Here is a 23,886-nt window from a genome sequence, read left to right on the forward strand (position 1 = left end):
GCGCCAGTAGGACTTTAATTCACCAATGCGCCGACTGCCTGCGCTGCGGGCGTGTCGCCATCGGTCACTTCGATGATGCGCCGGTTCAGCCCCGGCGTGGCGACGATCTCGGCCAGAACGGTGGCGACATTGTCGCGGCTGACCTCGCCATAAGGGACCGCCGCGCCCGCGCGCACCTTGCCGGTTCCGGGCTGATCGGTCAGCGTGCCGGGCCGCAGGATCACCCAGTCCAGCCCGCTGTCGGCCAGGTGAACATCGGCCTTGCGCTTGACCTGCATATACAGCTCGAACCGGTCATTGGGGGCCGGCTGTCCGCGCAGCGCGTCTGGAAAGACCGAGACCAGCAGAAAACGCCGGATCCCCGCGCCCTTGGCAGCGCTGACGGCCTTTTCCAACCCGTCGCCATCCACCGCGCGGGTCATTTCCGGTCCGCCCTTGCCACCAGCGCCGGCGCTGAAAACCACGGTGTCACAGCCGGTCATCAGTGCCGACAACCCAGCCGCGTCCAAACCCAGCAAATCCCCCGTCACCGGGGTAACCCCGCTTGCGCGTTGCGGCTCCAGCTGTTCGGGTCTGCGGGCCATTGCCGCAACACCCTTGCCGCCTGCCGCGAGAATTGGCCCCAGCCGTCGACCAACACCGCCGGCGCCGCCTATGATGAATACTCCCGTCATTTTGCCCTCCTCTGCATCGAATTTTGGTGGAACTGCCCGTGAAACCCAAGAAAAAACGCCCCGGATAGTTCCGGGGCGTTTCACGCTCTCAGCAGGCAATCCGGTAAGGATTACAGCTTTTCAGTCAGTTCCGGGACGATCTGGAACAGGTCGCCGACCAGCCCGTAATCGGCGATCTGGAAGATCGGTGCCTCTTCGTCCTTGTTGATGGCGACGATGACCTTGCTGTCCTTCATCCCGGCAAGGTGCTGGATCGCGCCCGAGATGCCGATGGCAACGTAAAGCTCGGGTGCGACGATCTTGCCGGTCTGGCCGACCTGCCAATCGTTCGGCGCAAAGCCTGAATCGACCGCCGCACGCGACGCGCCAACAGCGGCGCCCAGCTTGTCGGCCAGCTTCTCGATAATGGCGAAGTTTTCTTCCGAACCCACGCCGCGACCGCCCGAAACGACACGGCCGGCCGAAGTCAGCTCGGGGCGGTCGGATTTGGCCACCTCGTCGGCGACCCATTTCGACAGGCCCGGATCTTCCGCAGCGGCCTGATCGGCCACGCTTGCCGAGCCACCCTGGCCAGCAGCATCGAAGGACGCCGTGCGGATCGTCATCACCTTCTTCGGATCCGAGGATTTCACCGTCTGGATGGCGTTGCCGGCATAGACCGGGCGTTCAAACGTGTCGGCATCGACGACCTTCGACACATCCGAGATCACCATCACATCCAGCAGCGCGGCGACCCGCGGCATGATGTTCTTGGCATCGGTGGTGGCCGGTGCGGCGATGTGGTCGTAATCGCCCGCCAGCGACACCAGCAGCGCCGCGGTCGGCTCGGCCAGACGATGACCATACAGATCATTCTCGGCCACCAGCACCTTCGCGACACCGTCGATCTTCGCCGCAGCCTCTCCGGCAGCCTTGGCCGCCGATCCGGCGCACAGCACCGTCACATCGCCCAGGGCTTTCAGCGCGTTCACCGCCTTGGCGGTGGCATCGACGCTCAGCGCGCCATTGGTGACTTCACCCAGCAGCAGAACAGCCATCACACAACCCCCGCTTCTTTCAGTTTCGACACCAGCTCATCGACCGAGCCGACCTTGATCCCGGCCTTGCGGCCCTCGGGTTCTGCCGTCTTCACCACGCTCAGGCGCGGGGTCACGTCGACGCCGTAATCCGCCGCCGTCTTCTCATCGAGCGGCTTCTTCTTCGCCTTCATGATGTTCGGCAGCGAGGCATAGCGCGGCTCGTTCAGGCGCAAATCGGCGGTGACGATCGCCGGCAGCTTGACCTCGATGGTCTGCAACCCGCCATCGACCTCGCGGGTGACCTTGGCGGCCTCGCCCTCGATTTCGACCTTGCTGGCGAAGGTCGCCTGACCCCAGCCCAGCAGTGCCGCCAGCATCTGGCCCGTCGCGTTCATGTCGTTGTCGATGGCCTGCTTGCCGGCGATGACCAGCTTCGGCTGTTCTTCGTCGATCACCGCCTTCAGGATCTTGGCGACCGCCAGCGGCTCGATATCGGTGTGCACATCATCGGCGGCAACGACCAGAATGGCGCGGTCTGCACCCATCGCCAGCGCCGTGCGCAGCGTTTCCGCCGCCTGCTTGACGCCGATGGACACCACCACGACTTCTTCGGCGACGCCCTTTTCCTTCAGCCGGATCGCCTCTTCCACGGCGATCTCGTCGAACGGGTTCATCGACATCTTCACATTGGCAAGATCGACGCCCGAGCCATCGGCCTTCACCTTGGCTTTGACGTTATAGTCGATCACGCGCTTTACTGGCACGAGAACCTTCATCGGCACTCACTCCCCTAATCGTGGCCACTAATTCGCCGCAATTGATAGCGGGCTGATCCGGGCAGGGACAGGGAAAAATCTGATGACGCTGCGTTGACGCGAACGTAAACAGGTGCTTACCGGCTGGCGCCCGGGATCCACAGGATATCGCCGCCGGCATCCAGATTGGCCAGCCGCGCCGCGACGAACAGCCAATCCGACAGCCGGTTGAGATAGCGCAGAGCGGCTGGATTCACGGCTTCTGCCGAAGCGAGCGCGGTGGCGCAACGTTCCGCCCGACGCGCCACCGTCCGCGACAAATGCAGCTGTGCGGCGAGCGCGCTGCCGCCGGGCAGGATGAAGCTGCGCAGCGGTTCCAGCCGGGAATTCATGGCGTCGATCTCTGCCTCCAGCCGGTCGACCTGGGTCTGGATCATGCGCAGAACGGGATAGGGTAGGGCTTCATCGCCCGCCATGTCGGGTCGTGAGAGGTCCGCGCCGAGGTCAAACAGCTCATTCTGGATCAGCGCGACCTGCGCGGCCATATCGCCCTGCGCATGCAGCCGTGCAAGGCCAAGGGTCGCGTTCAGCTCGTCCACGGTGCCGTAGGCCTCGACCCTTGCGTCATGCTTGGGCACACGGCTGCCGTCGGACAGCGCCGTATCGCCGTCATCGCCGGTCCGGGTATAGATGCGGTTCAGGACCACCATCAGCTGCCACGCACCCAGAAGAACAGCAGGATCAGCGCGATGGCGATGGCCTGGGCGATGATCCGCCAGCGCATCATCCGGTTGCCGTTCTTGGCGTTGAAGGCGCCGCCAATGCCAAAGCCGCCGATGCCCACGGCCAGAATGGCCACCACCGCGAACATTGCGATCAGGATCACGATGAAAAAGGGATCTTGGGTCATGTCAGGGCCTTTCCGTCAGCGCGTTACCCTATCCCCGCTGCAGAGGCGGGTCCAGCGAATGTCGGCAAGGTGCCTGCGCAAGCCTTCGCCCATTGCCGCGAATCATCTGTAGCGCGGCCATGACAATCGCGCTATGCTGACCCTCAGACCCGGATAACCGGGCATTTGGTACAGGCAGTGACGGCGGTATTCCCATGACCGAGATGGTCTTTGGCGCCACGCCCATGCGGGCGGGCGATCCGATTCTTCCCAAATGGTGGCGCACCGTTGACCGATGGTCGCTGGCTGCGGTTCTTTGCCTGTTCGCGATCGGGCTGCTTCTTGGGCTGGCGGCCTCGGTTCCGCTGGCGGAAAAGAACAACCTGCCACCCTTCTATTACGTAACGCGGCAGGCCTTCTTTGGCACGGTCGGGTTGATGGTGATGTTCGTCATCTCGCTGATGAACCCGCGCCAGATCCGCAGGCTGGGTGTCACCGGCTTCCTGATAAGCGTTGTCGTCGTGGCCGCCCTGCCGGTGATCGGTACCGATTTCGGCAAGGGGGCGACCCGCTGGCTGAGCCTCGGATTTGCATCCGTTCAGCCGTCCGAGTTTCTGAAGCCCTGCTTCATTGCCGCTGCCGCCTGGTGCATGGCCGCCAGTCAAGAGGTCGGCGGCCCGCCCGGCAAAACCATCAGCTTCGGCATCGTTGTCGCGGTGGTGCTGATGCTGGCTTCACAGCCCGATTTCGGGCAGGCCTCGCTGGTGCTGTTTTCCTGGGGGGTGATGTTCTTCGTCGCCGGTGCGCCGCTGGCCTTTCTGCTGGGCGTGGTCGGGCTGGCCGGGATCGGCGGCGTTTTCGCCTATGGCTCGTCCGAGCACTTCGCCCGCCGCATCGACGGCTTCCTGCAGAACGAGATCGACCCGCGCACCCAGATCGGATACGCCACGAACGCCATTCAGGAGGGCGGCTTCTTCGGCGTCGGCGTGGGCGAGGGAACCGTCAAATGGTCGCTGCCCGATGCCCATACCGATTTCATCATTGCCGTCGCGGCCGAGGAATACGGCCTTGTCATGGTGCTGGTCATCATCGCCCTTTACGCCACCGTGGTCTTCCGCTCATTGATGCGGCTGCTGCGGGAACGCGACCCGTTCGCGCGGATCGCCGGCACTGGGCTGGCCTGCGCCTTCGGCGTGCAGGCGCTGATCAACATGGGTGTGGCCGTGCGGCTGCTGCCCGCCAAGGGGATGACGCTGCCCTTCGTCAGCTATGGAGGTTCGTCGGTGATTGCTTCGGGGATCGCGGTGGGGATGCTGCTGGCGCTGACGCGGCATCGTGCGCAGGGCGAGATGTCGGACCTGATCGGGCGGGGGCGCTGATGGCAAAATACGCGCTGATCGCCGCCGGTGGAACCGGCGGGCACATGTTTCCCGCGCAGGCCCTGGCAGAGGTTCTGCTGGCCCATGGCTGGCGGGTCAAGCTGTCGACCGATGATCGCGGCGCGCGCTATGCCGGGGGCTTTCCCGACGCGGTGACACGGGAAATCCTGCCCTCGGCCACGACGGCGCGGGGCGGGATTGCGGGCAAGCTGACCGCGCCCCTGAAGATCGCGGCCGGTGTGCTGGCTGCGCGTGGTGCCTTCCGGCGCGACCGCCCCGATGTGGTGGTGGGCTTTGGCGGCTATCCGACCATTCCGGCCATGTCGGCGGCGCTGACGCTGGGTATGCCACGCATGATCCACGAACAGAACGGCGTCATGGGGCGTGTGAATGGCGCCTTCGCCCGGCGCGTGAACAAGGTCGCCTGCGGGATCTGGCCCACAGCGCTGCCGCAAGGGGTCGATGCCGTCCATACCGGTAACCCCGTCCGGCAGGCGGTGATGGACCGGGCTGGCGCGGACTATGTGCCGCCCGGCGAGGGTGCGCTGAACCTGCTGGTGATCGGCGGCAGCCAGGGCGCGCGGGTGCTGTCGGACATCGTTCCAGCGGCCGTCGCGGCCCTGCCGCCCAACCTGCGCAACCGCTTGCGCGTCGCCCATCAGGCGCGGGCAGAGGACCACGACCGCGTGTCGCAGGCCTATGCAGATGCCGGGATCGAGGCCGATGTGCAGCCCTTTTTCACCGACGTGCCGCAGCGGCTGCAGGATTGCCAGCTGGTCATCAGTCGGGCCGGGGCGTCGTCGGTTGCCGATATCACAGCGATCGGCAGGCCGGCCATCCTGATCCCCTATGCGGCTGCCTCGGGCGATCACCAAACGGCCAATGCGCGGCCTCTTGCCGATGCGGGGGCTGCGATCCTGCTGCCCGAATCCGTGCTTGACGCAGAAAGCCTGACGCGCGACATCGCCGCAATCCTTTCCGACGCCACCCGCGCAAGCGACATGGCCGAAGCGGCGCGCGCCATCGGCCGCCCGGATGCGGCCCGGCGTCTTTATGACCTCGTGACGGAGCTTGCCCCATGAATGCAGCCACCAAACTGCCCGGTGAACTGGGCCCTATCCATTTCATCGGCATTGGCGGCATCGGCATGTCGGGCATCGCCGAGGTGCTGATGACGCTTGGCTATGACGTGCAGGGCTCGGACGCGAAGAAATCCAAGATCACCGACCGGCTGGAAAAGTTGGGGGCGCGGGTCTTCGAAGGTCAGCGGGCGGAAAATATCGGTGATGCGGGCGTGGTGGTGATCTCGACCGCGATCAAGAAGGGCAATCCCGAGCTTGAAGAGGCTCGGCGCAAGGGCCTGCCAGTCGTCCGCCGTGCCGAGATGCTGGCAGAGCTGATGCGCCTGAAATCCAACGTGGCCATCGCCGGCACCCATGGCAAGACCACGACCACGACGATGGTGGCGACGCTGCTGGATGCCGGCAATTTCGACCCGACCGTCATCAACGGCGGGGTCATCCATGCCTATGGTTCCAACGCGCGCGCCGGCGCCGGCGAATGGATGGTGGTCGAGGCAGACGAATCCGACGGCAGTTTCAACCGCCTGCCGGCCACCATCGCCATCGTGACCAATATCGACCCCGAGCATATGGAGCATTGGGGCGATTTCGACCGGCTGCGCAAAGGCTTTTACGATTTCGTGTCGGGCGTGCCGTTCTATGGCCTCGCGGTCTGCTGCACCGATCACCCCGAGGTGCAGGCGCTGGTGGGCAAGATTTCTGACCGCCGCGTGGTGACCTTTGGCTTCAATGCCCAGGCCGATGTGCGCGCGATCAACCTGCGTTACGAAAACGGCATCGCCCATTTCGACGTGGCCCTGCAGGGCGAGGCCGATCTGAACGACGGCGAAGTGCCAGTGATCGAAAGCTGCACCCTGCCGATGCCGGGCGATCACAACGTCTCGAACGCGTTGGCGGCCGTGGCCGTCGCCCGTCATCTGGGCATGAAACGCGCCGAGATCCGCGACGCGCTGGCGAAATTCGGCGGCGTCGGCCGCCGCTTCACCCGCGTGGGCGAGGTGGGTGGCGTGACCATCATCGACGATTACGGCCATCACCCGGTTGAAATCGCCGCCGTGCTGAAGGCCGCGCGTCAGGCCACCAAAGGCCGCGTCATCGCCGTGCACCAGCCGCACCGCTATTCCCGCCTGTCGAGCCTGTTCGAGGATTTCTGCACCTGCTTCAACGAAGCTGACGTTGTTGGCATCGCCGACATCTATGCTGCGGGCGAAGATCCCATCCCCGGCGCGTCCCGCGACGATCTGGTCGCCGGCCTGATCGCCCATGGCCACCGCCACGCCCGCGCCGTCGTGGACGAGGCGGATCTGGCGCGGCTGGTCCGCGAACAGGCACGGCCGGGCGATATGGTGGTCTGCCTCGGCGCGGGCACGATCTCGGCATGGGCGAATGCGCTGCCGGAACGTCTGACCGAAAAAGCGGCCTGAGGCGGGCGCGCTGCCCACCCGGGAAGGACCAGCCGGGTCAGGGCCTTGTTGTGCATGATCTGGCCGCCGCTTGGCGTGTCCGGTGCAACTTACGGACCGCTGCCGGGTTGGCTGACGGGCCGCGCTTGCCGCGGCGGGTAAAGGTTTGCTGGGGGTAAGGGCGTCGTGGCGGTATGGCTGACAGGCTGGGTTCTGCTGGCGGGTGGCCTTGCCGGTTGGCTAGGTGGCGCATGAACACCCTCGCGGAAATCTATGTGCTGACCGGTATGGGGCTGGGGCTAGGCGTGACCCTGATCGCGGCGCTTGGGGTGCGCATGCGACATGCGCTGATTTTCGCGGGCCTCTGTGTCGGCATGGTGCTGTTGATCCCGGTCCTGGCACGGATTAGCCCGTTCAGCATCGGGCTGCCGTTGACTGGCGCTTGCGTGATGCTGGGCGGCTTTCTGGTCGCCTTCCGGCTGATGTGGCGGGCGGGCTTGGCGCTGCGCCTGTTTGCGGGCGGGGCTGTCGCTGCCTATGCGGGTGCAGGTTGGTTGCTGCCGCTGCTGTTCCCAACGGATGCGCGCTCTGATGTTTTCGTCTATCAACAAGGGCTGATCTTGCTGGCGCTGCCGATGTTGCTGGGCGCCGCGACAGGCGCCCTTCGGGACGTGCGGCCTTTGGGTTAACGGCGGATCATCGCGGGTCGGTGCCCGGTCGATATTTGCAGGGCGGGGGCGGATCGTCTAGGAAACCCCATCTTCCGAAGGAGCCGATCATGCCAGACGCCGTCCCAACGATCCCGATGCCCGATGTGCGCGGCGCGCTGACGCCCGACCGGCCGCTGGACGGGCTGACATGGCTGCGCGTGGGTGGCCCGGCTGACTGGCTGTTCCAGCCCGCCGATCAGGACGATCTGGCCGATTTCCTGCGCCGCCTCGACGCGGCGGTGCCGGTCTTTCCGATGGGCGTCGGCTCGAACCTGATCGTGCGCGATGGCGGCATCCGCGGCGTCGTGGTCCGCTTGGGCCGCGGCTTCAACGGGATCGAGATCGCGGACGGCATCGTCACGGCCGGTGCCGCCGCGCTGGATGCCCATGTTGCGCGCAAGGCCGCCGATGCCGGGCTTGACCTGACCTTTCTGCGCACCATCCCCGGCAGTATCGGTGGGGCGGTGCGGATGAATGCGGGCTGCTATGGCAGCTATGTTGCCGATCACCTGATCGATGCGCGGGCGGTGACCCGGGACGGCCAGCAGATTGTGCTGTCGCCTGCGGATCTGCGCTTTGCCTATCGTCATGCCGAACTGCCCGAGGGGGGCGTGCTGATCAGCGCCCGCTTCCGCGCCGACACGGCCGCGCCCGAGGCGCTGCACGCGCGGATGGAGGAGCAGCTTGCCAAGCGTGATGCGACCCAGCCCACCCGCGACCGCAGCGCCGGGTCGACCTTCCGCAATCCGGCGGGCTTCAGCTCGACCGGGCGGGCGGACGATACGCATGAGTTGAAGGCCTGGAAGCTGATCGAGGATGCCGGCCTGCGTGGCTATCGCCTGGGCGGTGCGCAGATGTCGGAAAAGCACCCCAATTTCCTGCTGAACGCCGAAGGAGCCACGGCATCAGAACTGGAAGCCCTGGGCGAGCTGGTGCGCGAACGGGTACAGGCAGCTTCGGGTCATCTGCTGCAATGGGAAGTGATCCGCGTCGGTGACCCTGTCTGATCACTTTGCCCCAGACAGCATTTCGCCCGCGCCACCGACCACTGTCGCCAACCCCATCACGTCCATCCCACCCAGAATCGCGTCGACGGCGACCGCGGCCAGCAGCATCCCCATCACTCGGCTGATGATATTCGCGCCGGTATTGCCAATATATTTATACACACGCGTTGCTGCCAGCAGCAGCGCCAGCGTGATCGCCAGAACCACCAGCAGCGCACCTGCCGTGATCATCTGATCTCCGAATGAGTTCTGATGGTTGTCAGTCAGAACAACGACACCCAGCATGGCCCCGGGGGATGCGATCGAGGGGATCGCCAGCGGAAAAACCGCACCTTCCAGATGGTCGCGCTCTGCCTCCTCGATCTCGCGCTGCGGCTTTGAATCGCCGAAGATCATGGTCATTGCGAAGATGAACAGCACAATCCCGCCGGCGATCTGGAACGACCCCAGCCGCAGGCCCATCGCTTCCAATGCGAACTGGCCGAAGAACAGGAAGCCCAGCAGGACCATCGTTGCCACCAGAACGGCCCGGATGGCAAAGCGGCGGTGCAGCGCGCGGGGGACGTATTTGGTCGCGAACAGGAAGACCGGGACCGAGCCGATGGGGTCGATCACCACGAACAGCGTCACAAATTCTCTGATTATGGCGCTCGCGTCCATCTAGATCCTGTCTTGTTCGAGGTTTCGGGGGGCCGTGATCTTGATGTAACAATCGCCTGCGACTTATCGCAAGGCCCGTAACATACCGGAGGATCACATGTTTGAGGGTCTGCGCCCAGAATGCCCGCCCAACAGTCAAAACGCCTATGTCACGCTCGCGACGAATGCGGATTATGCGCTTGGCGCGCTGGCATTGGTAAATTCGATCAGGGCCAGCGGCACACGGGCCGATTGTGTGGTCCTGCATACCGCGGTTCCCGAGGATGGGCTGGCGGCGCTGCGGGGCGCCGGTGCCCGGCTGATCGCGGTGGATTTGCTGGACACCTCGGAGGATTTCAACCGCGCCCATGCCCGCGATGCGCTGCACGCGCGCGCCGCCTTCACCAAGGGGGTGAAGCCGCCCTTCCACACGCCGCTGGACAACTTCGCCAAGCTGCGCCTGTGGCAATTGGTGGAATATGCGTCGGTCGTGTTCATTGATGCCGATGCGATCATGCTGAAGAATTGCGACAAGCTGTTCGCCTATCCCGAATTCTGCGCCGCCCCGAATGTCTATGAAAGCCTTGGCGATTTTCACCGGCTGAATTCTGGTGTGTTCACGGCGCGCCCCTCGGTGGACACATTCGCCGCCATGCTGGAAAGGCTGGACCGGCCCGGCGTCTTCTGGCGGCGCACCGATCAGACGTTTTTGCAGGACTTCTTTCCCGACTGGCACGGGCTGCCGGTGTTTTTCAACATGCTGCAATATGTCTGGTTCAACATGCCCGAACTGTGGGCCTGGGATGAAATACACATCCTTCATTTCCAATATGAAAAGCCCTGGCAGGATCACGACAAGGCTGATCGTCTGCGCCCGCTGATCGAGCTTTGGCGCGGCTTTGCGGGGCAGGGGCCGCGGCTTGATCCCACCGGCATGCAGGACCCGGCATGAGGGTCGCGGTCACCGGCGGAACCGGGCTGGTCGGGCGGTTTCTGGTCAATGAGGCGCTGGGGGCGGGCGATGATGTCACGGTCATGACGCGCAGCCCGCCGACGCCCGGATTTTTCAGGCGCGAGGTCGCACACCTGCCCTATGATCTGTCAGATAATGACATAAATATCAGAAAATTCGACGCCATAGTTCATGCCGCTTTCGATCATGTCCCCGGCCGCTATCGCGGGGGTGAGGGTGACGATCCGACGGGCTTTCTGGCGCGCAATCTCGACGGATCGCTGCGCCTGTTCGAGGCCGCGGCGCAGGCGGGTGCCCGCGTGGTCTTCATCTCGACCCGTGCGGTCTACGGTCCCCAGGACGGCACGCTGACCGAGGATATGGAATGCCGGCCCAACACGCTTTACGGGCAGGCCAAGCTGGCGGCCGAACAGGCGTTGCTGGCGACGGGCCAGCCTGCGACCGTGCTGCGTGTGACGGGTGTCTATGGCCCTCCCGGCCCGGGGCAGCGGCACAAATGGGCCGATCTTTTCGACGATTTTGCCGCCGGCCGCAGGATCGACCCGCGCGTGGGCACCGAGGTTCATGGCGAATGCCTGGGCCTGGCTGTCCGGCGCGGCCGGGAAGGCGCGGACGGGATCTATAACGTTTCGGACATGCTGCTGGACTGGCGCGATCTGCTGGCGGAATGGCAATCAGTCACCGGTATCGACGGCAGGCTTCCCGAGCGCGCCGATGCCCGTGGATACAACCAGATGGACACCGCCAGGCTGCAACGGCTGGGCGTTTGTCCGGGCGGAATCGCGCGGTTGCGCCCGGCTTTGCGTCAAATGGCTGAGCAGGCGGGAATTTTGCCGAAGGACGCATAAGCCCCTTCCCTGATTCGCTTCGCTTCGCTAGACTTCGGTGAACAGGCACGACCCGGAAAACCGGGCGGCAAAACCGGACCCGGATCTCAACCGGGCAGAAAGGCGAAAGTGGCGGGCATGTCGAGCAGGGCAGCCCCAAAAGTCGCAGTCCTTCTGGGCGGACCCTCGGCTGAGCGCGAGGTGTCTCTGTCCTCGGGGGCGGAATGCGCCAAGGCGCTGCGGCAGGCGGGCTATGAGGTTGTCGAAATCGACGCGGGGCGCGATCTGCCCGCGCGACTGGCCGATGCCGCGCCCGATGTCGTCTTTAACGCATTGCATGGCCGCTGGGGCGAGGACGGCGTGGTGCAGGGCCTGCTGGAATGGCTTGGCTATCGCTATACGCATTCGGGCGTGCTGGCCTCGGCGCTGGCGATGGACAAGACCCGCTCCAAGGAAGTTTTCCGCAAGGCCGGGCTGCCGGTCGTGGACAGCATCATCGTGCCGACCGAACAGGCGCGGCGCGAACACCCGATGCCGCCGCCTTACGTGGTGAAGCCGAATGCGGAAGGCTCCAGCGTCGGGATCTATATCGTTCGCGACGGTGCCAATGGTCCGGCGCATATCGGTCAGCAGATGCCGGCCGAGGTGATGGTCGAAACCTATGTGCCGGGGCGCGAGCTGACGGTTGCCGTGCTGGGCGACCGGCCGCTGGGCGTGACGGATATCGTGACCGATGGCTGGTATGACTATGATGCCAAATACAAGACCGGCGGATCGCGCCATGTGATCCCGGCGGTTGTGCCAGCGGAAATCACCGCCGCCTGTCTGGATTACGCGCTGCGCGCCCATCAGGCACTTGGCTGCACCGGCATGAGCCGCACCGATTTCCGCTGGGACGAAGAACGCGGTCTGGCAGGTCTGTATCTGCTGGAAACCAACACGCAGCCCGGCATGACGCCGACCTCGCTGGCGCCCGAACAGGCGGCGGCGGTGGGCATGGACTTTCCGGCGCTCGTCAGCTGGCTGGTCGAGGATGCGCTATGCAGGGCGTAGATCGCGACTATGATCCGGGGTTTTCGCCCCAGCCGACGCCGCCGCGCAAAGGCTGGCAGCGCCCGCAGCAGACCGCGCAGAAGCCAAAGCGGGATCCTGCGCCCTCGCGGCTGGCTTACCGCCTGCACCGGATGTGGCTGACGCCGTATTTCCGTCGCCTGACGCGCGTCGGGCTGCCGGCGTTCCTGTTCGCCTTCCTGTCGCTTCTGTGGCTGTCGGATGATGACCGCCGCGCTTCGCTGGCGGGCGGGTTGACCGGCATGGTCGAGGCGGTCCAGAACCGCGAACGCTTCATGGTCAAGGTGATGACCATCGACGGGGCGTCCGGCCCGGTCGACAAGGCGCTGCGGATGATGCTGCCGGTGGATCTGCCGGCTTCCAGCTTCGACATTGATCTGGACCAGCTGCGCAGCGACATCCTGATGCTGGATGCGGTGCGCGATGTCGAGTTGCGGATCAAGCCCGACGGGGTGCTGGCCGCCAAGGTGATCGAGCGCCAGCCGATGCTGTTGTGGCGCCATGCCCGCGGGATCGAACAGCTTGACGAAACCGGGCACCGCGTCGCCTCGGTCACGGATCGGGCGGTGCGCTCCGAGCTGCCGCTGATCGCGGGCGAGGGGGCTGACAAAGTCGCGCGCGAGGCGATCCAGATTTTCGCCGCCGCTGGTCCCATGCTGCCGCGTGTGCGCGGGCTTCAACGCGTGGGTGAGCGGCGCTGGGACCTGGTGCTGGATCGCGGCCAACGCATCATGCTGCCCGCCAATGGCCCGGTCGCGGCGTTGGAGCGGGTCATCGTACTGAACCAGGCCGAGGACATGCTGGGCCGCGACATCTCTGTCGTGGATATGCGCGACGGGACGCGCCCGGTGGCGCGGGTGGGCATTGCGGCCCAGAACGAGATCCGCGCCTTTCAAGGCCGGCCGTTGCTTGGGCCTGACGGGCGCGAATTGCCGCAAGACGAAGACAAGAAAAGCTGAGGGGCAGGGACGGGCATGAAGGATCTTTACCAGCAGCAACGCGCGATGCGGAACATGCGGCAGGCCGCGCTGCAACGCGGGGTGATCGCGGTTCTGGATATTGGCAGCTCGAAAGTTGCCTGCTTCGTGCTGCAATTCGACGGCCCCGGCGTTTACCGCGAAACCGACGGCGTGGGGCCGATGGCCGGGCAGACCAACTTCCGCGTCATCGGGGCTGCGACCACCCGGTCGCGCGGGGTGCGCTTTGGCGAGATCGAGACCATGGCCGAAACCGAACGCGCCATCCGCACCGCCGTTCAGGCCGCGCAGAAGCTGGCCGGGGTCCGGGTCGATCACGCCATTGCCTGCATCGCGGGCGCGCGCCCGGCCTCTTACGGGTTGGCGGGCGATGCGCCGCTGAAGAACGGCAAGGTCGGGCAGGGCGATATCGCCCATGTGCTGGCATCCTGCGAGGTGCCCGATTTCGGGCGGGGTCGGCAGGTGCTGCATGCGCAGCCGGTGAACTTCATGGTCGACGGGCGCTCTGGCCTGATGGACCCGCGCGAACATTCCGGCCAGTCGCTTGGTGTGGACATGCATGTGCTGACAGTGGACGGGGATGCCATCGACAACCTGATCCACGTCATCCGCCGCTGCGACATGGAACTGGCCGGCGTGGCCTCGGGGTCTTACATGTCGGCGCTGTCCTCGCTGGTCGAGGATGAACAGGAACTGGGTGCCGCCTGCGTCGATATGGGCGGCGGTGCGACCGGGGTGTCGATCTTCGTGCGCAAGCACATGATCTTTGCCGATGCGGTGCCGATGGGCGGCGATCTGGTCACGCAGGACATCGCCAAGGGCCTGAAGGTGCCGATGGCGGTGGCCGAGCGGCTGAAGACCCTGAATGGCGGGGTCGAGGCGACCGGCCGTGACGACCGCGACCTGATCGAGCTGGGCGGCGAAACCGGCGACTGGGAAACCGACCGCCGCACCGTCAGCCGGGCCGATCTGATCGGCATCATGCGCCCGCGGGTCGAGGAGATCCTGGAGGAGGTCGCCGCGATCCTTGACGCTGCGGGCTTTGACCATATGCCCAGCCAGCAGGTCGTGCTGACCGGCGGTGGCAGCCAGATCCCCGGATTGGACGGTCTGGCGGCGCGGATGCTGGGGCGCAATGTCCGCATCGGGCGGCCGTTGCGCATCCATGGGCTGCCCCATCAGTTGACCGGTCCGAACTTCGCCTCGGCCGTCGGTCTGGCGCTGTTTGCGGCCCATCCGCAGGACGAATGGTGGGATTTCGAAATGCCCGCTGAAACCTATCCGGCGCGTTCACTGCGCCGCGCCTATCGCTGGTTTCGCAACAATTGGTGATAGGTAACTGAAATCACTGGTGGTGGGGTAATTTTGCGTTTCCCCTATATTCAGAGGTGTCGGCAAGATACCGCCTGATCCCTATGGTATGCCCACAATATTTTGCGTTTTCCCCCTGTTTTTCGGGTGACGATAGGTCGCGCGTTGGTTACAATTTGACAAATACGGGGGATTCTCCCGGGGGCGGTCCCGGGCGCAACTCATAACAACAGGCGGAAACCATGAACATCAATCTGATGATGAACGACGACGACGATCTGAAGCCGCGCATCACCGTCTTCGGTGTCGGCGGTGCAGGCGGCAACGCGGTCAACAACATGATCGAACAGCAGCTTGAGGGCTGCGTTTTCGTGGTCGCCAATACCGACGCGCAGGCGTTGAAACAATCGAAATCGGAAAGCCGCATTCAACTGGGCCCGAAAGTGACCGAAGGGCTGGGCGCAGGCGCCAAGCCCGAAGTCGGTGCCCGTGCCGCCGAGGAAACGATTGAAGACATCGTTGATCACCTGCAGGGCGCGCATATGTGCTTCATCACCGCCGGCATGGGCGGCGGTACCGGCACCGGTGCAGCCCCGATCATCGCTCAGGCCGCCCGCCAGATGGGTATCCTGACCGTCGGCGTCGTGACCAAGCCCTTCCAGTTCGAAGGCACCAAGCGGATGCGTCAGGCCGACAGCGGCGTGTCCGAGCTGCAAAAGCATGTCGACACGCTGATCATCATCCCGAACCAGAACCTGTTCCGTCTGGCCAACGAAAAGACCACCTTCACCGAAGCCTTCGCGCTGGCGGATGACGTGCTGTATCAGGGCGTCAAAGGGGTGACCGACCTGATGGTGCGCCCGGGCCTGATCAACCTCGACTTCGCCGACGTGCGCGCGGTGATGGACGAGATGGGCAAGGCAATGATGGGCACCGGCGAGGCCTCGGGCGAGAACCGTGCCGTGCAGGCCGCCGAAAAGGCCATCGCCAACCCGCTGCTGGACGAAATCAGCCTGAACGGCGCCAAGGGCGTGCTGATCAACATCACCGGGGGCACCGACCTGACCCTGTTCGAACTGGACGAGGCCGCGAACATCATCCGCGACAAGGTCGACAGCGAGGCGAACATCATCGTCGGCTCGACGCTGGATCCGTCGATGGAAGGCACGATCCGCGTTTCGGTCGTGGCCACCGGCATCGACACCGTGGTCGAAGAAGCTGTTCCGCCGGCACCGCGCCGCCGTGTTGATGCCGTGGCTCCTCAGCCGGCCCCGCAGCCCGCGCCCGCGCCCGCCCCGGCACCTGCTGCCGCGCCGCGCGCCGAATACCATGACGAAGTTCCGGCCCGTCGGGTGGCGCCGCCGGCAGCTGCGCGGGTCGATCTGGCCCCGCAAGCCTCGCTGGACGACGACATGCCGGCCCCGGCCTATCAGCCGAAGGAAGCGCCCAGCGCAGCCGCCCCGGCCGATCCGCTGGGTGACAGCGCTGAAAACTTCGTCGCCCCCCGTGGCGCTGCACCGCGTGGCACGCCCCCGGCTGACGTTCTGGAGCGGATGCGCCGCGCAGCTGCCGCCCAGCCCGGCGCACAAGCCCGCGCCCCGCAGGCCCCGGCCCGCAAGCCCGAGCCCGAAGCGCCCGCCCGCGGCGAAAGCCGCATGGCTGGTCTGGGCCGCATGATTGAACGCATGGCTGGTCATGGCGGCGAAAAGCCCTCGGCCGCGTCGATTGCCGACCGCGTCAGCGAACGCCTCTCGGCGCGTCGTCAGGGCAATCTGGACGCTGATTTCGACGATCTGGCCGACGATTCGCAGGCCGGCAACACCGAGATCCCAGCCTTCCTGCGCCGTCAGGCCAACTGATCACAGACAGTCCGGCCGCGATCACGGCCGCGTGTACAAAAGCGTTACAAAGGGCCGCCGCAAGGTGGCCCTTTTCGCATCAAAGCGCGCAATACACGGGAATCCGGGCGTTTTTAGCCGGGGCTTTGTTACAGAGAGTCACAAAACGTTAGTTGAGGATGCAGGCCGTGGCTCCTAACTGGATGATACGGGAAAAGTTAATCCCGACAGAAAGAAGATGAGCAGAACCATGCAGGCAACCATTGCGAAAGCGGCAGAATTCCGGGGCGTCGGGCTTCATACCGGCGCGAGCGTTCGCATGGATATCGTTCCGGCGCCTGCGGGTCACGGGATCGTCTTTGAACGCAGCGACCTGCCCGCCGGCACGAACCGCATTCCGGCGCTGTGGAACAATGTCACGCCCTCGAAACTGTGCACGCTGATCGAGAACGGTCAGGGCGCCTCGGTGTCGACGATCGAGCATATCATGGCGGCACTGGCCGGCACGGGAATCCAGAATGCACTGATCCGCATCGATGGGCCGGAAGTGCCGATCCTCGACGGTTCCTCGGCGCAGTTCGTCGCTGGTATTCTCAATGCCGGCATTCACACTCAGGATTCGCCGCAGCGCGCGATTCGGGTCAAGCGCGATGTCGAGTATCGTGAAGGCGATGCCGTCGCCCGGCTGAGCCCGGCCGATCACCTTGAGATCGATTTTCACATCGACTTCACCGATGCCGCCATCGGGCGGCAGGAAAAGGTGCTGGATATGGCCAATGGCGCTTTCGTGCGCGAGTTGATGGACAGCCGCACCTTCTGCCGGCAGTCCGATGTCGACGCCATGCGGGCGAACGGTCTGGCGCTTGGCGGTACCTATATGAATGCCGTGGTCGTCGATGGTGACAAGGTGCTGACCCCCGGCGGGTTGCGCCACAAGGACGAGGCCGTGCGCCACAAGATGCTGGACGCCATGGGCGATCTGGCGTTGGCGGGCGCGCCTTTGCTGGCGCGCTATACCGGCAATCGCGCCGGTCATGCGATGACCAACAAACTGCTGCGCGAGCTGTTTGCGGATCCGGACGCCTGGGAATGGGTGACCTGCGCCACTGATCTGGAATGCCGGCTGCCGGGCGCCGGCGTTGCCGCCTATGGCCCGGTCAATGCACCGGCCCTGAATGCCGTTGCCTGAGGCTTGCGCGATCTCGTGCAAGCCTTAGTAAAATCACCACATTGCCATTTTGCGCCCCCCGATGTTCTATGCTAGGACGTCCGGGCCGCGGCGGGGCCGACTCGTTAACCGGTGTGCAAGTTCAGACAGGCAGGTTCCGATGGTCCGCTTTCCCTCCTCCAAGACTCTGATGGCCGTGGCGCTGGCAGCTGCTGTTCTGGCGGGTTGCAGCCGCGACGGCGACAGTGCCAGCGAACGCGTCCCGGTGGAAAACTTCACTGCCGAGCAGATCTACAAGCGCGGCGAATACGAGCTGGAGAACAACCGCAAGCCCGACAATGCGGTCTATTACTTCTCGGAGATCGAGCGGCTCTACCCCTATTCCGAATGGGCCAAGCGGGCGCTGATCATGCAGGCCTACGGCTATCACAAGGCCAGGAAATACGAAGAGGCCCGCGGTGCCGCCCAGCGTTTCATCGACACCTATCCCGGCGATGACGATGCGGCCTATGCGAAATACCTGCTGGCGCTGTCCTATTACGACCAGATCGACGAGGTCGGTCGCGATCAGGGCCTGACCTTCCAGGCATTGCAGGCCATGCGCGACGTGATCGAGGAATATCCCGACAGCGAATATGCCCGCAGCGCGATCCTGAAATTTGACCTCGCCTTCGACCACCTCGCCGGCAAGGAAATGGAAATCGGGCGTTATTACCTGAAGCGTGGCCACTATACGGCTTCGGTGAACCGTTTCCGCGTCGTGGTCGAGGAATTCCAGACCACCAGCCACACCCCCGAGGCGCTGATGCGTCTGGTCGAGGCTTATCTGGCCCTTGGCCTGACGGATGAGGCACAGACGGCAGGTGCGATTCTGGGTCACAACTTCCAGTCCTCGCCCTTCTATCAGGATGCCTATGCGCAGCTGCGCGGTCGCGGCCTGACGGCGACGCCGAAAGGCAAAAGCTGGCTGACCGACGTGTACCGTCAGGTCATTCAGGGCAAGTGGCTGTGACGTTGCCCTCGGGCAGGTAAACCCATGCTGCGCGAGCTGCATATCCGCGACATTCTTCTGATCGACCGTATCGAGCTGGATTTCGGTGCCGGGCTGAACGTGCTGACCGGTGAAACCGGGGCCGGCAAATCGATCCTGCTGGATTGTCTGGGCTTTGTGCTGGGCTGGCGCGGTCGCGCCGAACTGGTCCGTGCCGGGGCTGCGCAGGGCGAGGTGATTGCTGTTTTCGACCTGCCGCAGGGCCATCCGGCCCGCGCCGTGCTGGCGGAAGCCGGGATCGAGGCAGAGGCGGAATTGATCCTGCGCCGCGTCAACAGTGCTGACGGGCGCAAGACCGCCTGGATCAACGACCGCCGCGCCTCGGGAGAGGTGCTGCGGGCGCTGTCGGAAACCCTGGTCGAGCTGCACGGCCAGCATGATGATCGCGGGCTGTTGAACCCGCGCGGCCATCGGCAATTGCTCGACGCTTTTGCCGGCACCGATCTGGGGCCGCTGCGCGAGGCATGGGCCACGCGGCGTCGCGTGGCTGCCGCGCTGAGCGATGCCGAGGCGCGGCTGGAAAAGGCACGGGCCGAGGAGGAGTTCCTGCGCCACGCCGTCAAGGAACTGGACGATTTCGCCCCCGAACCCGGAGAGGATGCGCGGCTGGACGTCGCCCGCCGGACCATGCAAGCGGCTGAGCGCATTCAGGGCGATGTTGCGCGCGCCATGCAGGCTTTGGGGCCTGACGGCGCCGAAGGCGCAATGATCGATGCGGGCCGCTGGCTGGATGGTGCGGCGGAAAAGGCCGAAGGCCGGTTGGACGGGGCGATTTCGGCGCTGTCGCGGGCGCTGATCGAACTGGGCGAGGCCTCGACCGGGGTCGAGGACGCCCTGCGCGAGATGGCCTTTGACCCGCATGAACTGGAAACCACCGAGGAGCGCTTGTTCGCCCTGCGTGCGCTGGCGCGCAAGCATGACAGCATCCCTGACGATCTGGCCGATCTGGCCGATATCTTGCGTTCCCGGCTAAGCGCGCTGGATGCCGGGGCCGAGGACCTGAACCGTCTGCAAGCCGAACTGGCGACGGCTGATTCTGCCTATGCCGCCGAAGCCGCGCGCATTCACGCGGAACGCGTGGCGGCGGCAGGGCGGCTCGACGCCGCCATGGCCGCCGAGCTTGCGCCGCTGAAGATGGAGCGCGCCGTTTTCGAAACCCGGATTTCCGAAGGCGAACCGGGACCGGATGGTGGCGACATGGTGTCTTTCACCGTGGCCACCAATCCGGGCGCCCCGGCAGGGCCGTTGGACAAGATCGCCTCGGGCGGCGAGCTGTCGCGCTTTCTGCTGGCGCTGAAAGTCAGCCTCGCACGTGGGAATGAGGCACTGGTGCTGATCTTTGACGAGATTGATCGCGGCGTCGGTGGTGCCACGGCCGATGCGGTGGGGCGCCGCTTGGCGCGGCTGGCCGAGGACGCGCAGGTGCTGGTGGTGACCCATTCGCCGCAGGTGGCAGCGCTGGGGGCCACACATTTCCGTGTCGCCAAGCAGGTCGAGGATGGCATGACCACCAGCCGCGTGCATGCCCTGGATCAAGGCGAACGCGTGGATGAAATTGCCCGTATGCTGTCGGGGGAACAGATCAATGATGCGGCGCGCGACGCGGCGCGGGTATTGATCGGGAAATAAGTCCTTTAGTCAAGAATGCGGTCGACGCGGCGGATCACCGACTGGATCTCGCGCGTTTCGGGGTCGATGCGTACCAGCATGCTGTCGACCACCGCGTAGATGCTGCCCGGCTGTTCCGGCCCCAGCCCATAGCGACCGGGATGAGAAATCACATGCAGCCGCCCCGGCAGTGCAGTCTCGCCCACCATTACTTGCGGCTGGGCTTGTGCCGAGTCGTTGCCGCGCGATCCCCCATCAACCGCGGACACGCCGATCACCGTCGCAGAGGCGACGAGCGCAAGTAGAGAGTTGCGCAATGGCACAGGCTGCTCGGCCTTTTTTCTTACTTGGACAAACTGAAACGCCGCGCGCCGGATTCGGTTCCAGCACGCGGCGCAAAAAAAAATCGCTGCTTCAGTCTTTGCGGTGGCGCTGTTCAAACCGTGGCAGCATGGCGGAAAAATCGCGACCCCGGCCGTCCTCTTCCTCGACAAAGCGGGCATAGAGTGCGGCGGCAAGTTCGCCCATGGGCGTGTCGGCATCGCTGCTCTCGGCTGCCATCTGGGCCAGGCGCAAGTCCTTCAGCATCAGTTCCGACGCGAAGCCCGGCTTGTAACCGTTATCCGCAGGCGATTGCGGCCCGACGCCGGGGGCGGGGCAATAGGCATTGACCGACCAGCTGGACCCGGACGAGGTCGAGACGACATCGAACAGCTTCTGCCGGTCTAGCCCCAGCTTGTCGGCCAAAGCGAAGGCCTCGCAGGTGGCGATCATGGTCACGCCGAGGATCATGTTGTTGCAGATCTTCGCTGCCTGTCCGGCGCCCGACGGGCCGCAATGGACGGCCTTCTGGCCCATCACGTCAAACAGCGGGCTGACGGTCGCAAAGGATTCCGCGTCGCCGCCCACCATGAAGGTCAGCGTGCCCCCGCCCGCGCCCGCGATCCCGCCAGAGACCGGCGCGTCCAACGCCCCAAGCCCGGCGTCGCGGGCCTGATCCGCAACCTTGCGGGCACTGTCGACATCGACAGTGGAGCAGTCGCACAGCACGGCACCGGGCTGCATGGCGGCGATGATCTCTGCCGCGACGCTGGTCAGAATCTCGCCATTGGGCAGCATGGTGATGACCACATCGGCATCACGCGCGGCATCCGCGGCCGAGTTCGCCTGCGCCAGCGGCGCCTCTGGCACGGCGAGCACGTCGAAGCCGCGCACCTCGTGACCCGCACGCGCCAGATTCAGCGCCATGGGCATGCCCATGTTCCCCAAACCGATAAAACCGATCTTCATGGCGAAACCCCCTTTATTCGTCGAAATTCAGTTCCCCCGCACCCAGCGGGGCGAGGATGGCGTCCACAGCCGCCGGCGAGGCATCAGCCGTCCAATTCGGCTGGCGGTCCTTGTCGATGATCTGGGCGCGCACGCCTTCCAGAAAGTCACTGTCACGCGTGGCGCGACTGGTATAGCGGTATTCGCGCGCCAGACTTTCCTGCACGCGGGAATCGCCGCGCGCCGCGCGCACCAGCTGCAACCCCGCGGCCATCGACAGGGGCGAGTTGCGGCGGATGGGCTTCAGCATCGCCTCGTTTTCCTGCGCGGTCAGACGGGCGGTGATCTCGGCCATGTCCGCGCCTTCGAAGGCCGACAGGTCCATGTCGGCCAAGGGCGCGCCCGGCGCGGGGTGGCCCGCGACGATGGAAACCTCGCCGCTGTCGGCCAGATGGTCGATGAGGGCCGGCCATTCGGCCTCGGGCAGGTAATAATCGGCGAAACCCGCATAAAGCGCATCACCGGCACCCATCCGGGCTGCGGTCAGGGTCAGATATTCGCCCACATGCCCCGGTGCATGCGCCAGCAGCCAACTGCCGCCCACATCGGGGATCAGGCCGATGCCGGATTCGGGCATGGCGATCTGCGTTGTGTCGCCGACGATGCGATGGCTGGCATGGCCGCCGACGCCGACACCGCCGCCCATCACAAAGCCCTCCATGAAGGCCAGAATGGGCTTTGGATAATCGGCAATGGCAGCGTTCATGCGGTATTCGTCATGGAAGAACCGCTCGCCTTCTGCATGATTTCCGGCCCGGCCAGCGTGATAGACGGCTGCGATGTCGCCGCCGGCGCAGAAGGCCTTGTCTCCCGCTGCGTCGATGATGACCAGATCAACGCCCGGATCGTTGCGCCAGTCATTCAGTGCGGCATGAATCGCCAGCGCCATGTCATGGGTCAGCGCGTTCAGCGCCTGCGGGCGATTGAAGGTGATGCGACCGGCGCGGCGGTCCTTGCGGATCAGCAGGTCTTCCATCAGCCGCGCTCCGCCAGCAGGGTGCGGCTGACGATCAGGCGCATGATCTCGTTCGTGCCTTCCAGGATCTGGTGCACGCGCAGATCGCGGACCAGCTTTTCGATGCCGTAATCGGCCAGATAGCCATAGCCGCCATGCAGTTGCAGACAGCCATTGGCGACCTCGAAGGCGCGGTCAGTGACCTGCAGCTTGGCCATGGCGCAGAATTTCGTCGCGTCCGGCGCGCCCTGATCCAGCTTCCATGCCGCCTGCCGCAGGAAGATCCGCGCCGATTGCAGCGCCGTTTCCATTTCCGCCAGCCGGAATTGCAGCGCCTGAAACTGGTCCAGCGTTTTGCCGAAGGCCTTCCGCTCGCCCATATAGGCCAGCGACTTGTCGAGCGCCGCCTGCGCGCCGCCAAGCGCACCGGCCGAGATGTTCAGCCGCCCGCCGTCAAGACCTGCCATGGCATAGGAAAAGCCGCGCCCTTCCTCGCCGATCTGGTTGTCCAGCGGCACCAGGCAATCGTCGAATTGCACCTGCGCGGTCGGCTGCGATTTCCAGCCCATCTTGCGTTCCGGCGCCCCGAAGCTCAGCCCCTCGGCCCCGTCCTCGACCACCACGGCGCTGATGCCCTTGGGGCCGTCTTCGCCGGTGCGCACCATGGTCAGATAGCAATCCGAATAGCCCCCGCCAGAGATGAAGGCCTTGGTGCCGTTCAGCCGGAACCCGTCATTGCCGCGCGCGGCGCGGGTGCGCAGCGCGGCGGCGTCCGAGCCCGATCCCGGCTCGGTCAGGCAATAGGACCAGATCTTCGACATGCTGCACAGATCGGGCAGGAATTTTGCCTTGGCCTCCTCTGATCCGAATTTCTCGATCATGCCGCCGCACATGTTGTGGATCGACAGGAAGCTGCCGACCGATGGGCAGGACATCGCCAGCGCCTCGAAGATCAGCGTGCCGTCCAGCCGCGACAGTCCGCTGCCGCCATATTCTTCGCTGACATACAACCCGCCAAAGCCCAGTTCGGCGACCTTGGCCCAAAGCGCCTTGGGAATTGTGCCCTGGGCTTCCCATTCCTCGGCATAGGGCGCGATATGTTCGGCGCCGAAATCGCGCGCCATGTCGAATATCGCCTGCTGTTCTTCGCTGAGCGCGAAATCCATGCTCTCTCCCTCATGTCTTTCGTATTTGTCTGGCGGCTGTTTGCAGCCGGGAAGG

The 23,886-nt window shown here is 65.0% G+C and carries 24 protein-coding genes; 14 read left to right on the forward strand and 10 right to left on the reverse strand.

Annotated elements, in window-relative coordinates; genetic code table 11:
* Positions 1-14: 14 nt before the first annotated feature.
* The 5 genes from G7044_RS00365 to G7044_RS00385 form a co-directional block, all read right to left on the reverse strand.
* Complete coding sequence (locus G7044_RS00365; protein ID WP_166324298.1) at positions 15-674, reverse strand: SDR family oxidoreductase; 660 nt, start codon at positions 672-674, stop codon at positions 15-17.
* A gap of 110 nt (positions 675-784) precedes the next feature.
* Positions 785-1,711, reverse strand: coding sequence for an electron transfer flavoprotein subunit alpha/FixB family protein (locus G7044_RS00370; RefSeq protein WP_166324301.1), 927 nt, complete (start codon positions 1,709-1,711; stop codon positions 785-787).
* A complete protein-coding gene (locus tag G7044_RS00375) occupies positions 1,711-2,469 on the reverse strand; it encodes an electron transfer flavoprotein subunit beta/FixA family protein (protein ID WP_166324304.1) in 759 nt (252 codons plus the stop codon). The genes G7044_RS00370 and G7044_RS00375 overlap by 1 nt, the downstream gene beginning before the upstream one ends.
* A 116-nt stretch (positions 2,470-2,585) precedes the next feature.
* On the reverse strand, positions 2,586-3,158 hold the full coding sequence (locus G7044_RS00380) for a cob(I)yrinic acid a,c-diamide adenosyltransferase (protein WP_166324307.1): 573 nt from the start codon (positions 3,156-3,158) through the stop codon (positions 2,586-2,588).
* Positions 3,158-3,358 (reverse strand): twin transmembrane helix small protein, encoded by a 201-nt coding sequence (locus tag G7044_RS00385; protein ID WP_166324310.1) that lies wholly within the window; start codon positions 3,356-3,358, stop codon positions 3,158-3,160. The genes G7044_RS00380 and G7044_RS00385 overlap by 1 nt, the downstream gene beginning before the upstream one ends.
* A 194-nt stretch (positions 3,359-3,552) precedes the next feature.
* On the opposite strand from G7044_RS00385, the gene ftsW reads away from it, so the two are divergent.
* From ftsW to murB, 5 genes are all read left to right on the forward strand, one after another.
* Positions 3,553-4,716 carry a putative lipid II flippase FtsW gene (gene ftsW, locus G7044_RS00390; RefSeq protein WP_166324313.1) on the forward strand — a complete coding sequence of 388 codons (1,164 nt, stop codon included), beginning with the start codon at positions 3,553-3,555 and terminating at the stop codon, positions 4,714-4,716.
* Positions 4,716-5,798, forward strand: coding sequence for an undecaprenyldiphospho-muramoylpentapeptide beta-N-acetylglucosaminyltransferase (murG, locus tag G7044_RS00395; RefSeq protein WP_166324316.1), 1,083 nt, complete (start codon positions 4,716-4,718; stop codon positions 5,796-5,798). Before ftsW ends, murG begins: the two co-directional genes overlap by 1 nt.
* Positions 5,795-7,222 (forward strand): UDP-N-acetylmuramate--L-alanine ligase, encoded by a 1,428-nt coding sequence (gene murC / locus G7044_RS00400; protein WP_166324319.1) that lies wholly within the window; start codon positions 5,795-5,797, stop codon positions 7,220-7,222. Before murG ends, murC begins: the two co-directional genes overlap by 4 nt.
* A gap of 230 nt (positions 7,223-7,452) precedes the next feature.
* Positions 7,453-7,890 carry a hypothetical protein gene (locus G7044_RS00405; RefSeq protein ID WP_166324322.1) on the forward strand — a complete coding sequence of 146 codons (438 nt, stop codon included), beginning with the start codon at positions 7,453-7,455 and terminating at the stop codon, positions 7,888-7,890.
* A gap of 89 nt (positions 7,891-7,979) precedes the next feature.
* Positions 7,980-8,918, forward strand: a complete 939-nt coding sequence (gene murB, locus G7044_RS00410; protein WP_235931095.1) for a UDP-N-acetylmuramate dehydrogenase — start codon at positions 7,980-7,982, stop codon at positions 8,916-8,918.
* Here murB and G7044_RS00415 read toward each other — a convergent pair whose 3' ends face one another.
* Complete coding sequence (locus G7044_RS00415) at positions 8,919-9,578, reverse strand: MarC family protein (RefSeq protein ID WP_166324325.1); 660 nt, start codon at positions 9,576-9,578, stop codon at positions 8,919-8,921. It abuts the gene before it with no gap.
* Between the two features lie 97 nt (positions 9,579-9,675).
* Here G7044_RS00415 and G7044_RS00420 point away from each other — a divergent pair, with 97 nt between their 5' ends.
* The 9 genes from G7044_RS00420 (at position 9,676) to recN (ending at position 20,402) form a co-directional block, all read left to right on the forward strand.
* Complete coding sequence (locus G7044_RS00420; protein ID WP_166324328.1) at positions 9,676-10,509, forward strand: glycosyltransferase; 834 nt, start codon at positions 9,676-9,678, stop codon at positions 10,507-10,509.
* Positions 10,506-11,378: an NAD-dependent epimerase/dehydratase family protein gene (locus G7044_RS00425; RefSeq protein ID WP_166324331.1), complete on the forward strand. Its 873-nt coding sequence runs from the start codon at positions 10,506-10,508 to the stop codon at positions 11,376-11,378. Before G7044_RS00420 ends, G7044_RS00425 begins: the two co-directional genes overlap by 4 nt.
* Before the next feature lie 108 nt (positions 11,379-11,486).
* Positions 11,487-12,410, forward strand: a complete 924-nt coding sequence (locus tag G7044_RS00430; RefSeq protein WP_328803781.1) for a D-alanine--D-alanine ligase — start codon at positions 11,487-11,489, stop codon at positions 12,408-12,410.
* Positions 12,398-13,387, forward strand: a complete 990-nt coding sequence (locus G7044_RS00435) for a cell division protein FtsQ/DivIB (protein WP_166324337.1) — start codon at positions 12,398-12,400, stop codon at positions 13,385-13,387. Before G7044_RS00430 ends, G7044_RS00435 begins: the two co-directional genes overlap by 13 nt.
* A 15-nt stretch (positions 13,388-13,402) precedes the next feature.
* Positions 13,403-14,737 carry a cell division protein FtsA gene (gene ftsA, locus G7044_RS00440; protein WP_166324340.1) on the forward strand — a complete coding sequence of 445 codons (1,335 nt, stop codon included), beginning with the start codon at positions 13,403-13,405 and terminating at the stop codon, positions 14,735-14,737.
* 221 nt (positions 14,738-14,958) lie between these two features.
* Complete coding sequence (ftsZ, locus tag G7044_RS00445) at positions 14,959-16,575, forward strand: cell division protein FtsZ (RefSeq protein ID WP_166324343.1); 1,617 nt, start codon at positions 14,959-14,961, stop codon at positions 16,573-16,575.
* Between the two features lie 229 nt (positions 16,576-16,804).
* Positions 16,805-17,743 (forward strand): UDP-3-O-acyl-N-acetylglucosamine deacetylase, encoded by a 939-nt coding sequence (lpxC, locus tag G7044_RS00450; protein ID WP_166327206.1) that lies wholly within the window; start codon positions 16,805-16,807, stop codon positions 17,741-17,743.
* A gap of 139 nt (positions 17,744-17,882) precedes the next feature.
* Positions 17,883-18,734, forward strand: coding sequence for an outer membrane protein assembly factor BamD (locus tag G7044_RS00455; RefSeq protein WP_166324346.1), 852 nt, complete (start codon positions 17,883-17,885; stop codon positions 18,732-18,734).
* 24 nt (positions 18,735-18,758) lie between these two features.
* Positions 18,759-20,402, forward strand: coding sequence for a DNA repair protein RecN (recN, locus tag G7044_RS00460; RefSeq protein ID WP_166324349.1), 1,644 nt, complete (start codon positions 18,759-18,761; stop codon positions 20,400-20,402).
* 5 nt (positions 20,403-20,407) lie between these two features.
* Here recN and G7044_RS00465 read toward each other — a convergent pair whose 3' ends face one another.
* The 4 genes from G7044_RS00465 to G7044_RS00480 form a co-directional block, all read right to left on the reverse strand.
* Positions 20,408-20,590 (reverse strand): hypothetical protein, encoded by a 183-nt coding sequence (locus G7044_RS00465; protein ID WP_166324352.1) that lies wholly within the window; start codon positions 20,588-20,590, stop codon positions 20,408-20,410.
* A gap of 205 nt (positions 20,591-20,795) precedes the next feature.
* Entirely contained in the window at positions 20,796-21,671 is an 876-nt protein-coding gene (gene mmsB / locus G7044_RS00470) for a 3-hydroxyisobutyrate dehydrogenase (protein WP_166324355.1), read from the reverse strand.
* 13 nt (positions 21,672-21,684) lie between these two features.
* Entirely contained in the window at positions 21,685-22,686 is a 1,002-nt protein-coding gene (locus G7044_RS00475) for an enoyl-CoA hydratase/isomerase family protein (protein WP_166324358.1), read from the reverse strand.
* The gene (locus G7044_RS00480; RefSeq protein ID WP_166324361.1) at positions 22,686-23,831 is read right to left on the reverse strand and encodes an acyl-CoA dehydrogenase family protein; all 1,146 of its coding nucleotides are present in this window, start codon (positions 23,829-23,831) and stop codon (positions 22,686-22,688) included. Before G7044_RS00480 ends, G7044_RS00475 begins: the two co-directional genes overlap by 1 nt.
* Between the last annotated feature and the right edge of the window lie 55 nt (positions 23,832-23,886).

Source organism: Paracoccus xiamenensis, from assembly GCF_011308835.1.
GTDB classification, from domain to species: domain Bacteria; phylum Pseudomonadota; class Alphaproteobacteria; order Rhodobacterales; family Rhodobacteraceae; genus Paracoccus; species Paracoccus xiamenensis.

Excerpts from the sequence above, each read along its gene's own strand:
- ftsW (WP_166324313.1), top strand. The coding sequence starts at position 3,553 with ATGACCGAGATGGTCTTTGGCGCCACGCCCATGCGGGCGGGCGATCCG.
- G7044_RS00465 (WP_166324352.1), bottom strand. The coding sequence starts at position 20,590 with ATGGTGGGCGAGACTGCACTGCCGGGGCGGCTGCATGTGATTTCTCAT.
- G7044_RS00455 (WP_166324346.1), top strand. The coding sequence starts at position 17,883 with ATGGTCCGCTTTCCCTCCTCCAAGACTCTGATGGCCGTGGCGCTGGCA.
- G7044_RS00420 (WP_166324328.1), top strand. The coding sequence starts at position 9,676 with ATGTTTGAGGGTCTGCGCCCAGAATGCCCGCCCAACAGTCAAAACGCC.
- ftsZ (WP_166324343.1), top strand. The coding sequence starts at position 14,959 with ATGAACATCAATCTGATGATGAACGACGACGACGATCTGAAGCCGCGC.
- recN (WP_166324349.1), top strand. The coding sequence starts at position 18,759 with ATGCTGCGCGAGCTGCATATCCGCGACATTCTTCTGATCGACCGTATC.
- G7044_RS00370 (WP_166324301.1), bottom strand. The coding sequence starts at position 1,711 with ATGGCTGTTCTGCTGCTGGGTGAAGTCACCAATGGCGCGCTGAGCGTC.
- G7044_RS00375 (WP_166324304.1), bottom strand. The coding sequence starts at position 2,469 with ATGAAGGTTCTCGTGCCAGTAAAGCGCGTGATCGACTATAACGTCAAA.
- G7044_RS00435 (WP_166324337.1), top strand. The coding sequence starts at position 12,398 with ATGCAGGGCGTAGATCGCGACTATGATCCGGGGTTTTCGCCCCAGCCG.
- murC (WP_166324319.1), top strand. The coding sequence starts at position 5,795 with ATGAATGCAGCCACCAAACTGCCCGGTGAACTGGGCCCTATCCATTTC.
- G7044_RS00365 (WP_166324298.1), bottom strand. The coding sequence starts at position 674 with ATGACGGGAGTATTCATCATAGGCGGCGCCGGCGGTGTTGGTCGACGG.
- G7044_RS00425 (WP_166324331.1), top strand. The coding sequence starts at position 10,506 with ATGAGGGTCGCGGTCACCGGCGGAACCGGGCTGGTCGGGCGGTTTCTG.
- murB (WP_235931095.1), top strand. The coding sequence starts at position 7,980 with ATGCCAGACGCCGTCCCAACGATCCCGATGCCCGATGTGCGCGGCGCG.
- G7044_RS00480 (WP_166324361.1), bottom strand. The coding sequence starts at position 23,831 with ATGGATTTCGCGCTCAGCGAAGAACAGCAGGCGATATTCGACATGGCG.
- G7044_RS00385 (WP_166324310.1), bottom strand. The coding sequence starts at position 3,358 with ATGACCCAAGATCCCTTTTTCATCGTGATCCTGATCGCAATGTTCGCG.
- G7044_RS00405 (WP_166324322.1), top strand. The coding sequence starts at position 7,453 with ATGAACACCCTCGCGGAAATCTATGTGCTGACCGGTATGGGGCTGGGG.
- mmsB (WP_166324355.1), bottom strand. The coding sequence starts at position 21,671 with ATGAAGATCGGTTTTATCGGTTTGGGGAACATGGGCATGCCCATGGCG.
- G7044_RS00415 (WP_166324325.1), bottom strand. The coding sequence starts at position 9,578 with ATGGACGCGAGCGCCATAATCAGAGAATTTGTGACGCTGTTCGTGGTG.
- G7044_RS00475 (WP_166324358.1), bottom strand. The coding sequence starts at position 22,686 with ATGGAAGACCTGCTGATCCGCAAGGACCGCCGCGCCGGTCGCATCACC.
- lpxC (WP_166327206.1), top strand. The coding sequence starts at position 16,805 with ATGCAGGCAACCATTGCGAAAGCGGCAGAATTCCGGGGCGTCGGGCTT.
- murG (WP_166324316.1), top strand. The coding sequence starts at position 4,716 with ATGGCAAAATACGCGCTGATCGCCGCCGGTGGAACCGGCGGGCACATG.
- ftsA (WP_166324340.1), top strand. The coding sequence starts at position 13,403 with ATGAAGGATCTTTACCAGCAGCAACGCGCGATGCGGAACATGCGGCAG.
- G7044_RS00380 (WP_166324307.1), bottom strand. The coding sequence starts at position 3,158 with ATGGTGGTCCTGAACCGCATCTATACCCGGACCGGCGATGACGGCGAT.